This window comes from Paenibacillus tengchongensis, from assembly GCF_008973665.1.
Lineage (GTDB): Bacteria > Bacillota > Bacilli > Paenibacillales > Paenibacillaceae > Paenibacillus_AQ > Paenibacillus_AQ tengchongensis.
Genome location: NZ_WACP01000012.1, coordinates 140,420 through 153,289 on the forward strand (window position 1 = coordinate 140,420; position 12,870 = coordinate 153,289).

11 protein-coding genes are annotated in these 12,870 nt (G+C 57.7%); 1 reads left to right on the forward strand and 10 read right to left on the reverse strand.

Going from position 1 to position 12,870, the window contains the following annotated elements; all coding sequences use genetic code 11:
* Positions 1–8 precede the first annotated feature (8 nt).
* From F1381_RS19885 to F1381_RS19920, 8 genes are all read right to left on the reverse strand, one after another.
* Positions 9–1,556 carry a DUF4127 family protein gene (locus tag F1381_RS19885; RefSeq protein WP_246188114.1) on the reverse strand — a complete coding sequence of 516 codons (1,548 nt, stop codon included), beginning with the start codon at positions 1,554–1,556 and terminating at the stop codon, positions 9–11.
* Between the two features lie 47 nt (positions 1,557–1,603).
* On the reverse strand, positions 1,604–3,322 hold the full coding sequence (locus F1381_RS19890; RefSeq protein WP_151736673.1) for a protein O-GlcNAcase: 1,719 nt from the start codon (positions 3,320–3,322) through the stop codon (positions 1,604–1,606).
* A 15-nt stretch (positions 3,323–3,337) separates the two neighbouring features.
* Positions 3,338–4,096: a carbohydrate ABC transporter permease gene (locus tag F1381_RS19895; RefSeq protein WP_425495285.1), complete on the reverse strand. Its 759-nt coding sequence runs from the start codon at positions 4,094–4,096 to the stop codon at positions 3,338–3,340.
* 86 nt (positions 4,097–4,182) lie between these two features.
* Positions 4,183–5,064, reverse strand: coding sequence for a carbohydrate ABC transporter permease (locus tag F1381_RS19900; protein ID WP_151736592.1), 882 nt, complete (start codon positions 5,062–5,064; stop codon positions 4,183–4,185).
* Positions 5,065–5,135: 71 nt separating this feature from the next.
* On the reverse strand, positions 5,136–6,452 hold the full coding sequence (locus F1381_RS19905; protein ID WP_151736593.1) for an ABC transporter substrate-binding protein: 1,317 nt from the start codon (positions 6,450–6,452) through the stop codon (positions 5,136–5,138).
* Between the two features lie 389 nt (positions 6,453–6,841).
* Positions 6,842–7,471: an XTP/dITP diphosphatase gene (locus F1381_RS19910; RefSeq protein WP_151736594.1), complete on the reverse strand. Its 630-nt coding sequence runs from the start codon at positions 7,469–7,471 to the stop codon at positions 6,842–6,844.
* Position 7,472: 1 nt separating this feature from the next.
* Positions 7,473–8,231, reverse strand: coding sequence for a ribonuclease PH (gene rph, locus F1381_RS19915; RefSeq protein WP_151736595.1), 759 nt, complete (start codon positions 8,229–8,231; stop codon positions 7,473–7,475).
* A gap of 97 nt (positions 8,232–8,328) precedes the next feature.
* A complete protein-coding gene (locus F1381_RS19920) occupies positions 8,329–9,462 on the reverse strand; it encodes a GerMN domain-containing protein (RefSeq protein ID WP_151736674.1) in 1,134 nt (377 codons plus the stop codon).
* Between the two features lie 315 nt (positions 9,463–9,777).
* Between F1381_RS19920 and F1381_RS19925 the strand changes: the two genes are divergently transcribed.
* Positions 9,778–10,374: a phosphatidylglycerophosphatase A family protein gene (locus F1381_RS19925; protein WP_151736596.1), complete on the forward strand. Its 597-nt coding sequence runs from the start codon at positions 9,778–9,780 to the stop codon at positions 10,372–10,374.
* 673 nt (positions 10,375–11,047) lie between these two features.
* Here the strand turns inward: F1381_RS19925 and F1381_RS19930 are convergent.
* Complete coding sequence (locus F1381_RS19930) at positions 11,048–12,082, reverse strand: MBL fold metallo-hydrolase (protein ID WP_246188115.1); 1,035 nt, start codon at positions 12,080–12,082, stop codon at positions 11,048–11,050.
* Complete coding sequence (locus F1381_RS19935; protein WP_151736597.1) at positions 12,082–12,819, reverse strand: class I SAM-dependent methyltransferase; 738 nt, start codon at positions 12,817–12,819, stop codon at positions 12,082–12,084. The genes F1381_RS19930 and F1381_RS19935 overlap by 1 nt, the downstream gene beginning before the upstream one ends.
* Positions 12,820–12,870: the final 51 nt, after the last annotated feature.

Below are 12,870 nucleotides of genomic sequence, written 5' to 3' on the forward strand. Positions count from 1 at the left end.
TTAAAAGTCTAATGTTCGCTGTATTCCCCGGCCGGCTCGAAACGAACGGACAGTCCCACTTCAAACATCCGGTTCCACGGCATGTAGCAGTCGGTAATCTCCACCCTTCCGCCTGTCCCGTCAATCCTCGCCGCCAGCTCCTGCCGCAGCCGCTGTTCGACCAGGCGCGAGACGCTTCCCCGTTGCCCGTCGAGCAAATATTTGCCGAAGCCCATTTCCTGGACCGGACCTTCGCTAAGCTCGCCGCGGACAACCGAGCAGTAGCACACATCTTCGGCATACCGGAGGGCCAGGAAGTCCAAATGCTCCTGCGTCCGTCCGTAATGAAGATAGATCAGCGCTTGCGCAATGACGGTTCCCAGCGTATTAGAGCTTGTATTCCAGCCGGCATACCCCGCAAGGTCAAACAGCAGCCCCTTCTCGCGGAGCAGCTTCACCAGCTTCTGGTCACCGCCGTTGGCATAGCCGACATCCGCAACGGCAACCGGCATTCCCTGCTGCCTTATCATATAATTGCCGTATTCCACAAGCTCCATCAAGTTCCGGTACACATCGTAGCTATAAAAAGCATGCTGCTGCGATACCGCTTCCGCCATCGTCTCTCCCGGTGTATTCAGGAGCAGCACGAGGTCCGCCTCCCTGGCGCTGGAGGCAATCAGCCCGCCTGCCGCGAGAATCTGATACTTCAGTGTCTCATAGAAGAAACGATCCTCATACAGCGGAGTAACGAATGCTCCCTGCACCGAAGACAGCCGCGGATAAATCAGCGGTACGGTCCCTTTGGTTTTATTTATCATCCGCGCCAGAAGCGTGCAGCCCACTTCGTCTGCGCCGGGGTACATATACACCTTCAGCTCCAAATCAAGCTCTGTAATCCGCGCGCGGACCTTTTGCTGGTCTTTGGCGGTATGCCCGAAGGGTGCCGAGTCATCCTGCGGGAAAATCATAAACTCAATAATCCCGTCCTTCACCAGCTCCAGCACCAGCTTGTTTGCTTCAATATTAATGCTGCGCCGGGAAAGATAATCCTCCAGAATGTCCTGCGGCAGGCGGGTGTCGATATCCTCAAGCTCCTGCAGTTCTTCAGCTGCCGCGTTGCCCAGCTCCCTGCGGTGGCCGATAAATCCTTTGCGGAAAATCTCCCTGCCCCAATCGGCGTAATAATCCGGCTCCTCGTCCGAGATGGAATACTGCGGACAGCGCATAATGAGCTGAAACGCATAAATAACCAGCTCCGGCTGCCGCGCTTTAAGTTCACGCAGCTTCTCCAGCCGTGCAGCAAGCTCCTCCAACTTCAGGCTGTGCAGTCTGGAAGGAATAATTCCGCCGTACAGCAATGTATCCAGAGCGACCACCGCCCCGTCCGCCCGGCTGCAGGCCTCTTCAAACCAGCTCCATAAGCCGTCCGTATCTCCGGGACGCTTCTTAAGTCCCATCAGCTGCACCGGAGGCCGCAGCACTTCAAACTCCGTTCCCTTGGCTAACAGGGGAGGAAATTCATAATTACAGGGCCGCTCATCGAGCGGCACAAAAGCGATAGTATACCGATTCGCCATCCTCATCCGCCTTCCTTTCTGTCAAGGCCCCTATCCATTCCAGCACCTCATAACTCCCCGTGTGTCATGGTCAGCCGGTATCCGCTCTTCCCTTCCAGGGCGGCAAGCCCCCAGGCTTCGGCTGCTCTCCAGGCCGGATCACTCCCCAGACGGACCGGGAATGCCCGGCAGGCTTCCGCCCGCCCGCGCAGCTCTTCATCCGCTCCGGGTCCGCCCGGGCCGGTTACCTTCTCCCGTACGGCTCTCCACAGTGCCACATCGGCCAGTGCTCTTTGCAGCCATGGCTCCGCCTCTTCCCTGAACTTCGGATTGTCCAGCTCAAGCAGCCGGGAAGCCGAATGCTCCAGACGGTCGAAATATACATCCAGCTGTGGGATATCCTTGCTGTTCACAGCCTCTTTCAGTTCCTCATATCCTCCGGTGTAAAGGCGGCTGTTCAGATTCTGGCGGCAGAAGAACATCATCTCCTCCTCCAGTTCCCCGGCAAATTCCCGGACCGACAGCTCCCAGGAGAGCTCGGGCATATAACGTTCACTGTTCCACATATAGTGGGCCATGGTATTCAGTGTAATCTTTGAGCATTCCCATTGATTCATCGGATTGGCGACAACGGCCTGGTGTCCTGTCCGGCCAAGCTGCGAATAACGTCCGCGTACCGGGTCCAGAAACAGCCGGTCATGGTCACAGTCGTTCACCGGGATGTTGTCCCATAGCCATAAGTCATGTCCGTAATAACCACTGTTATCCTGGGCATGCCTGCTTCCGATCTGCGGAGCAAACACGAAATAGCCGGTCCAGAACACTTTGATCTCCGCATGCAGCTTCCCGCGGATGTCCCGCTTATACTCGGTATCCCAGTAGGACCAATATTCCGAAGGACACATCGCGAGGGTAGCCCCCTGCATCTGACTGCTTAGATAGTCATGAACACGGTTGGCTACAAAGGCATGGGCAAGACCGGACCGCTCCAGGTAATGCAGGTTGTCTCCGGTCAGCACATAATCAATATCATCCATCAGCAGCGCAAAATGCCGGACACCGATGGAGATCATCGCCGCAAGCTTCGCCTCCAGGCTGGCAAAATCGGATTCACTGCGAAACTGCAGATCATTCCCGGGGCTGATGCAATAATAGAAGTCCACCAGATGCTTATCGCATTCCTGCTTCAGCTCAGCGATCCTGGCGAAGATCTCTTCCGGATAGGGCTCACGCCACAGTTCACGGTGATACGGATCATCCTTGGGTGCATACATAAAAGCATTCATCCGGTGTGCCGCCATATAGCGGACGGAATCCATCCGGTCTTCAAAGCTCCATGGGGTGCCGTAGAAGCCCTCGATAATGCCGCGGACCGGAAAAGACGGCTCATCGTGAACCGCAGCCACCGGCAGACGGCACTTGCCGTCTTCGATTCTGAGCAGCCGGTGCAGCGCGTCCATCCCGTAGCGCAGCCCTCTTTTACCTGAAGCAGCTATGGTAATCTTCGCTTCCTTATCAATATCCAGACGGTAGCCGTCCGCCTTAAGCGTGCCCTCATATTCAAGCAGCAAAGCGGCATTGCCCCGCTCCGTTGTCTCTACTCCCGGACCCGGCGGTTCTATAATCACGATAGGCCCGTCTGCTGGCAGATGCCCTTCGTAGTTCTGGTTCATGGCGAACCGGGAGGACAGCTCGCATCTCAGCTGCGCCCCTTCCAGCACCAGCTCCTCGCCCTGGTCGTAATAATCCCGAAAGTAATACTGCCGTTCCCGCGGTGACAGCGTCATCATTCCAGCCTCCTCTTAACCTTTAATCGCACCTGCAATGCCTTCCATGTAGTACCGCTGCGTAAACAGGAAGACAAGAATAATCGGGGTAACCGAAATCATGGTTCCGGCGGCAATCCAGCCGAAGTTGTACGAGAACTGGCCGTTCAGATACGTCAGCGCGGCGGCCAGCGGATATTTGGTGGGGTCCTCCAGGATGACGATAGGCCACAGGAAGTTATTCCAGAACGCCATAACCTCCAGCAGCACAATCACCGCAATCCCCGGTTTGACCAGAGGCAGGACCAGCTGCCAGAAAATGCGGAACTCCGAAGCGCCGTCCATCTTCCCGGAATCCCGGATATCCGAAGGAACACCCAGAAAGGTCTGCCGCATCAGGAAAATATTGAACACCGACACCGCCGCCGGAAGCACGACGCCCAGATAGGAATTGCCCAGATGAAAGGCCTGGATGGTCAGGTAATGGACAATCATCGCCGTCGAAGAAGGAATAATCATGGTCGCGACCAGCAGGGAAAAGACGAGGCCCCTGCCTTTGAACTGAAAGACCGCCAGCGGATAGGCCGTCATGCTTGCCAGCAGGACATTAAAGACCACGCCAAGTGCGGCGATAATGACTGTATTCGTTATATAGCGCGGAAAGGACATGAACTGCCAGACCTGCACGTAGTTATCGAAGTCAATGAAGGTGGGCAGAATGGCCGGCGGATTGGAGAACACATTTCGGCCGGGCATCAGCGACACGCTAAGCAGCCAGAGAAAGGGGCCCATCATGAATACAGCCAGCACAATCAGCAGCAGGTAAGTGACCGTATACCGGGCACCTTTTTTCAAAGGCTTAAAGGATCCGCTCATGGTACTCAATAGGAATTCACCCCGCCTTTCCGGTTAAAGCGGAACACCAGGACGCTAAGCGCTCCAATAATCACACTGACAATCAGACCGAGCGCCGAGGCATAACCGAAGTTGAACTGCTCCAGCCCTTTTTGAAAAATATACACGCTTGAGGTCAGCGTCGAGGTCCCCGGTCCGCCCTTGGTCAGGATGTATACCTCATCGAACACCCGGACTGCCCCCATGATCGAAATCAGCGTACAGAACAGGATGTGCGGGCGCAGCAGCGGAATCGTCACATGCCAGATGAGCTTCATCGAACTGGCCCCGTCCACTCTGCCGGCTTCATATAAATCCGCGGGAATGCCCTGAAGACCTGCCAGGTAGAGCATCATGTAATAACCGAGGCCCTTCCACATGGTGATGAACATCAGAACATACAGCGCAGTGCTGCTGCTCGACAGCCAGGAGACCTGCTCACTGATGATTCCGGTCTGGATCAGCAGATAATTAACGACGCCGTTATGGCCCAGCAGCCAGCTCCAGATGAGCGCCACCGCTACCATCGAAGTGACAACCGGAATATAGTACGCCGCCCTGAACATCTTCACACCCGGAATACGGCTGTTGACCAGAATAGCCATCAGGATGGACACGATCTGGATAACCGGAACAATAAGGACGTAGACCAGTGAATTCCATAAGGAAATGGTAAAATTCTTATCCTGAAAAGCTCTGGTGAAATTGTCAAACCCGACATAATGGGTCTCGGCGATGACCGAGTAATCGGTTAATGAAAGCGGAATCCCATAGAGGATCGGCCAAAAGGTAAAAATGGCAAGAAACAAAAGGCCCGGCGTCATAAACGCCCAAGCGCTGAAAGATTCCGAACGCAACCAGCTCTTCATTCGATATTCCTCCCTCCCCGTCACTGCAACCTGTTAAGGGGAGGGCAGTGCCTCCCCGATCTGTAAGCGGCTTACGAAGCCTGAGCAATGATTCCGTTCACTTCCTTCTCCACCGCATCCAGCGTTTGCTTGATATCGGCTCCGTTCAGCAGAATCTCCTGAAGACCGCGGGCGAGTGCGGAGTTAATATCGGATGCACTGGGAACGCCGACCATATAGTCAGTTGCCTTGTCCAAGCTCTGGGAAGAGACCACCTTGGCTTCCGCTTCAAGCGAGCCGTCGGATTCTGTAAAGAACGGGTCTGTGATGGAGGCCTTGGTCGACGGCAGCGTATTGGCTACCTTGGAGAATGCCGTTTGATTGTCTGCGCTCGTTATAAATGCCGCAAACTCCACGGCCTGCTCCGGATTCTTCGACTTCGCAGGCACTACCACATTCATGGAGTTGGAGAGGCGGAGGCCCGCCTTGCCAGTAGGCAGCGGAACCGCAATCGTGTTCGCATAAACTTCCGGTGCCGAGGTCTTGATAAAGTTGATAAAGGTAGGACCTGATAACTGGAAGGCTACCTGCTCACCGGAGAAATATTGGATTTGCTTCGTGAAATCCGCATCTTCCTTCAGCACCACGCCTTCTTCCATCAGACTGCGCATATTCGAGATCATGGCCTCGGCTTCAGGCGTATTAAAGGCCGCAGCCGTCTTGTCTTCATTCAGGATGGAGATTCCGTCTATCGGGAACAGCTTGGAAACGAGCTGCTGCGCGTAACCGGCGGCTCCGGTCTTCTCATGAATCTGGCGCGCCCACTCCGTCAGCTCATCGCGGGTTTGCGGCGGATTGGCCGGATCGAGGCCGGCTTCTTCCACCAGCTTTTTGTTCATGAACAGAACCTCCGTACCTGTATACCATGGCAGCGCATAGGCTTTGCCGTCCAATACGGTTGAGTTGTAGATGCCGTCAAAATAAGCACCCGCCTGTTCGGCTGTAAGGTAATCCGAAAGATTCAGCAGGGCGCCTTTGCTGCCCAGTTGGCTCGCGAATTCAGTGTTCAGGTTGACCACATCGGGGCTGTTGCCGCTGGCTGTACTCGTCAGCAGGCGCTGTGAGATGGCATCGTACGGGTAGTCTTTCCATTCCACAGTCACGCCGGGGTGGCTTTCCTCATATTTCGCAATGAGATCATTGAAATAATCATTAAAGGTCGGCTGGAGGGCAATGGTCCAAAACTCCAGGGTAACAGGTTCCGCCTTGGGTGCTTCGCTCTGTCCGGCAGAAGGCTCGGCTCCATTCGCAGAGCTGGCCGGTGCCGGTGAATTGCCGTTTCCTCCACAGCCGGCCAGCAGCATTACAGCCAGCAATGACAGAATAAAGCCCGTTCTGTTTGTTCTCATTCAAAATCCCCCTTAATAGTGGTGTAAGACGAGAGCCTGTACGCATTCATGTCACATTTCTTCACTTCGCCCTCTCTTTCTTAGGAGTATAGCAGATCATTCCAAAATAATGAAGTATTTTTTCATAAAAATAAAATAAAAAGAAATAATCTTTCTTTTTTTTGTGTAAGCGTTTCATAATATGATAAAATCAGCATTATGACAAAAAAACCTGTCCGCAAGGTTGCGGACAGGTTGCTTCTTCCTCACTATGGTTTTTGAAAAACCGGCGAGTAATGGATTGATCCCATCAAGGGTTAAATCCATTGCAAGCTGGAAAACAGGGTTCATCATGTAACTTTATGTTACATAGCGGAACATAGCATGTGTCAGCTCGCCACCTGCAGCCCTTATTGGCGCGAAGCCGCCAGCTTCTCCGTCAGCAGCCGCAGCGCCCGGCCGCGATGGCTGATACCCTGCTTCTCTTCAAGCGTCAGCTCAGCCATCGTCTTCCCGAACTCCGGCAAATAAAACAGCGGGTCGTAGCCGAAGCCTCCTCCGCCTGCAGGCTCGGAGGTGATCCAGCCTTCGACGGACCCTTCGGCGGTAAGTTCCCGCCCGTCCGCAGGGTCATACAGCGACAGCGCACAGACGAACCGGGCCGGGCTGAGCAGCGGCTGGTCGGTATCCTCGCCCTGCTTCAGCCCCTCCAGCTCGCCCAGGAGCTTCAAATTATTAGCCTCGTCATTTGCGTCTTCTCCGGCATAGCGTGCAGAGTAGACCCCGGGTCTGCCGTCCAGCGCATCCACACACAGCCCGGAATCGTCCGCCAGCACCGGCAGCCTGAGCGCATCGCCGACGGCCTTGGACTTCTTCAGCGCATTCTCGGCGAAGGTTGCACCGTCCTCCACTACGTCCGGCAGCTGCGGGTAGTCGAACATGCTGCGGACCGTCAATCCCAGCGGGGCAAAAGCATGCTCAAACTCACGCACCTTGCCTTTGTTCTTGGTCGCCAAAATGAGGATTGCGTTACCGCTCATCCTACACCTCCTGGCCCGGCTGGCCCGCAGGAATCTTGAGGGCGATGGGCCCGAGCGCTTCCTGCTGCGCAGCGATCAGCTCCTGGATTCCCTTCTCGCCAAGCCCTAGCAGCTGATCCAGTTCCTGGCGGGTGAATGGCCGCTCTTCGCCGGTGCCCTGCAGCTCTACAAAAGCGCCGCCGCCCGTCATCACGACATTCATGTCGACCTGGGCTTTGGAATCCTCCTCATAATTGAGGTCCAGCAGCGCCTTGTCGCCGACGATGCCGACACTGACCGCAGCCAGATAATCGGTGATCGGAAATACGGCCAGCTTGTGCTGCAGCGCGATTTTGTTAATGGCAAAAGCCATAGCGACAAAAGCGCCCGTAATCGAAGCCGTCCGCGTCCCCCCATCGGCCTGAATGACATCGCAGTCCAGCGTAATGCTGCGTTCACCAAGCGCCTGCAGGTTCACTACGGAACGGAGCGCCCGGCCAATCAACCGCTGGATCTCCATGGTGCGTCCGGTCAGCTTGCCGCGCGCGGCTTCCCGCTGGTTGCGCGCCTGCGTTGCCCGGGGCAGCATCGAATACTCGGCAGTGACCCAGCCTTTGCCTTGCCCTTTGAGGAACGGAGGTACCTTCTCATCCACCGTCGCCGTGCAGATCACCTTGGTATCTCCCATTTCAATGATTACGGAGCCTTCCGCGTATTTGTTCGTCTGTGTCGTTATGGTGAGCGGCCGGAGCTGGTCGTCTTGTCGTCCGTTTGATCTCATCAAGTTAGCCTCCTACATCAGTAGCAATTGGTATGGTTTGGACCTTCATTCTACCAAAGAGGAGCCATAAAAGCATCTTTTCGTCCGGAAAGCGCCGCTACAGCGCCAGCTCGTTCACATAATCCGGCGCGGACACCGGCTGGCCGTAATTGACATTATTCGTACCGGTAACGGTATCCTTGCCGTTAAGGCGGATTTGTACCGGGGCATCCCCGGCATTCTGCGCAACCGTCAGCACGACGGACTCCAGCATTTCCTCAGGCACATCCGAGCCGTCTGCAAACATATCGTCCGTCAGCGAGACGGTGACCACGCCGTTCTGGCCGGCTTCCACTCCCGTGAGCTCCGTTCCCCCCGTCATGACCATTTCCAGCCCCTGCTGCGGCGTCGGGCCGGCGATCAGCTCATTCAGTGCAGCTTCTACCGGCTCTTGTCCGGCGGGTACAAACCGTGTAACCGGAACATAATATTGTTGAGTGCCATCGGGTGTAGCAGCGCTGAAATAGACGGTTACCGCGCTGGAATTCATCAGCAGCGAGCCTACCTTCGGCAGATTGATGCCGAAGCTGCGCGTGAGCGGCCGGTCCAGCGGAGTGCCCAGCAGCGGCATTTCGGTCAGCTTCTTGCCGTCCACCCAAAGCTGGACGCCCTGAATATCATTCAGTCCGGTCAGCGTCCAGGTTACAGCTTCAAGGATTTTCCGTTCATCGGCCGGATCGTAGTCGTTAAAAGCCGAGTTAAATTCCACTACGGCGATACGATCCTTATCCACAGAGACCGTCTTCACTTCGGTTCCGGCAGGAAGCACGCCCTTGAAGCCTTCCGGCAGCGCCGCCGCGTATTCTCCCTTGCTGACAAGCGCTGTCAGCGAGGATTCCAGCAGCGAAGCTTCACCGCCGCCTGCCAGGCTGACCGACACCGGAGCCAGCAGGCCGTTGCCGTCTTCCAGGAAGACGGTGGTCCGGTCCCCGGCGGCCCGCGCCGCGCCGCCCGTCTCTGCGGCCACCCCGCTGTCTGCGGTATTCACGGTCTCCTCGCCGGATATCGGCGCAAATACGCCGGTATCCAGCGTGGTTTCTCCGCTGATCTGAAGCATTTGCGCTTCGACCTCTTCCGGCGGCGGATCCACGGCGGCTGACTCCGAGCCGAACAGGCCGCAGCCGGAAAGCGCCAGCGGAACCGCCAGCAGGCATGCCGCGGACAAGCCGCGAACCGTATGTTTAGGTTTCATCATTCACTACCCCTTTCAAATCCTGATATCAGCTGTTGCTGACGCTGGTACTGCTATGTATACGAGCCCTTCGTCTGAAAAATAACAACGGCTTATCCAAAACTTTGGCCAAGATATTCTGTCCGGTCCAATGATAAATGCAGGCGGGTAGAGCAGGCCCGCTGGAAGATAAGCGGACTCACAGTTTACAAAAGCGGGTATAAATAAAACGGGTGCCTGCTCCCAGATCCATTTTTTTGGACATGCCGGGTGTTGATCAGTACAATCTCTATGCGGTGAAGTTTCACAACTATAATGTCAATGGGGTGACCAATCATGGCAGATGCCAAAATTCCTTACAGCCTTAACAGCAAGGCGGTTGCAGAATCGACCAAGTATTGGCTGCACAAACGCGGAGTCACGGTAGAGGAAATCGCAGAGCTGGTGCAGTTCCTGCAAAAGAAATATTATCCCGGACTCACGATGGACGAATGCATCCACAACGTCGAAATGGTGCTGAGCAAGCGCGAGGTGCAAAATGCGGTGCTGACCGGCATCCAGCTTGATGTGCTGGGCGAGGAGGGCAAGCTGTTCGGACCTTTGCAGGATATGATCCGGCATGACGAAAGCTTGTATGGAGTGGACGAAATTCTGGCCTTCTCCATCGTGAATGTATACGGCAGCATCGGGTTTACGAACTACGGCTATGTAGACAAGCTGAAGCCCGGCGTGCTGGAACGGCTGAACGATAAAAGCACCGGCGAGGTGAACACCTTCCTCGACGACATCGTCGGCGCCATCGCCGCTGCGGCCAGCAGCCGCATCGCCCACCGCAAGCAGGCGGAACGGGAGAAGGAGCTCGGTCTGCCGCATCAGCCCGAAGACATCGAACCCGCAGCCAAAAAAGTCGCTGCCGAAGAGGCACCGGAGTAAACCGGAAGCGGTATGGCGCGCGTCTCGCTAGAAGAGTGGCGGACGCGTTCGGGCAGGCGGATACCTCTGCGGAGTCTATAAGTAGCCGGGAGCGCGGTATGGCGGCGATCATTAGGAGCAGGGCATTGAGAGGCGCTAGGAGCAGGGCATTGAGAGGCGATAGAGGTAAAGCTTACAACGAATACTAGAGCAGGTCGTTTAGCGGTGATGGAGTACGTTGTGCGGGGAGCCGCTGCACCCTTTGCAGACTGACCGGGTTAGGCCGACGCGCCAACTGCGCATGGATTGCCCATACGGACTCTAGAGCCGTTATTTGGGCTGCTGGGCCTCATGTTACAATCATACGGACTCCAGAGCCGCTATTCAGGTGATTTGCCCCGGACAATGGGCACTTCTCCGCAAATAGCGGCTTTCCTGTCCGTTGGGCGCAGGAAACCGGCCCGCTGCAGCAAATAACGGCTCCTCAGTCCGCTCGTTCAGGCGGACAAGCCGTCATGCCGGGCCGCCCAGCGCCGGCCCTGCGGATGCGCAATCACGCGCGCGGCTGTCCGTGCGCGTGGCACTGCAGCGGCGTGCACCGCAGGGCAGGTGCACGGAGCCCCCGCCGCGCACCGCAGGCGCGGCGACCGAACCAGCGCCGCGCGCGCAGCAGCGGCGCCAGACCGCGGCGCGCCTACCGCAGCGCCGCGAACACCGCAGCGCCGGGAGCGGGCTCTAGCAGCTCCGCCCGCTCCCGGCGCACCAGCTCGGCGAGATGCGCCAGCGTCTCGCTCATGGCAAAGCGCATCTGGTGCGCGCTGGACACCCGGCTGCGGAACAGTGCCTCGCAGACCGCGAACCCGCTCAGCGGGCCGCCCTCCAGGAGGCCCGCCACCGTGTCCAGCCGCTCCTCGTGATGACGGAGCAGGCTCTGCACCCGGGCCGTGAACCCGGTGAACGGCTCCCGGTGTCCCGGGAACGCCAGCGTGACCGGGACGCTCTCCAGCAGCCGCAGCCCCTCCAGGAAGGTGAGCAGCGGCTGGGGGTCGCTGCCGGGCTGAAGGCCGACGTTCGGCGAGATCTGCGGCAGCACGGCATCGCCGCACAGCAGCTGGCCGCTGGCGGCATGGTGGAACGACAGATGGCCCGGCGCATGCCCGCCGGTCAGCAGCGGGCGCCACGTCCGGCCGCCCATCGCAAACGGTGCCGCCGGGTCGATGAAATCGACCTCCGGCTGCGGCGTCACCTGGGGCGCGAAGCTCTCCAGGTGCTCCCGCACCGCCGCCAGCCACGGGGCCGGCATGCCGTGCAGGGCGAAGAGCTGCGGCAGCGCTTCGTTCAGGGTGGCCGCCGGCCCCCAGGACATCTGCGCCTCCTGATAGGCACGCCGGCTCATCCAGACCCGGCTGCCGCTGTGTTCCTGCAGCCAGCCGGCCAGGCCGTAGTGGTCGGGGTGATGATGGGTCACGACGATACGGCGCACCGCCGTCCATGCGCTGCCCAGCTCCGCCAGCACCCCTGCCCAGGCCAGCTCCGTCTCCGGCGTATGCGGGCCGGGATCGATTACGGTGAGACTGCCGTCTTCCTCCGGCAGAATATAGCTGTTCACCTGGCGCAGCGGCGGCGCCATCGGCATCGAAGCCCGCAGGATACCGCCCTCCCAGCGCGTAATCTCCGCCCCTCGCATGCCGTCCCCGCCGCTGCCGCGCAAATTCCGGCCCGAAACCATTACTCGGGCCGGATCCCGGTGAATATCATGCGGGTGGAAGTCTCCGCATGATATTCATCCTCGTTGTAGCTGCCGTGCACGGCTTCCAGCGACAGGCCGGCTGCGGAGATCAGCCCGCGGAATGGCTCCAGCGGGTACAGCTTCACCCGCTCCTGATAAACGCGCGGAGTGCTGTCCACCCTGGAGGTCAGGACGATATCTTTTTTAACATAGCTGTCTTCAATCCGCCGTGTTTCATCGATCAAGGTATCACCGTCCTCACGGGTGGATTGCGGCACCAGATGTTTAATCACATAGGCCGGATTTAAGTAGTCGATCACAAACTTTCCGCCCGGCTTCAGCATCCGCCAGACTTCCCGCAGCACCTTAACCTGCTCCTCGTCCTCCTCAAAGTACCCGAACGATGTAAACAGATTGACCACCGCATCAAAACCGCCCGTAAGCGGCAGCTGCCGCATGTCGGAACGGATCCAGGTAACGCGCTCCGCCCCGTCCAGCTTCCGGGCTTCCCGCAGCAGCACCTCGGACAGGTCCACGCCGGTTACCTCATACCCCGCCTGGGCGAGCGCCACGGAATGCCGGCCCATGCCGCAGCATAAATCCAGCACTTTGGCGCCCTGAGGCAGGTGCAGCCAGCCGATCATCGCCTCCACCTCACGCCGGGCCCCGCAAAAATCCCGGTGTTTGTACACGATCAAGTAGTCTTCCCCGAAGCTTCTCTCATACCATTCGCTCATCTTCCGTCTCCTCCCGCAGGCGGTATTAAGGCCGCCTTTAACTCTCTCTAT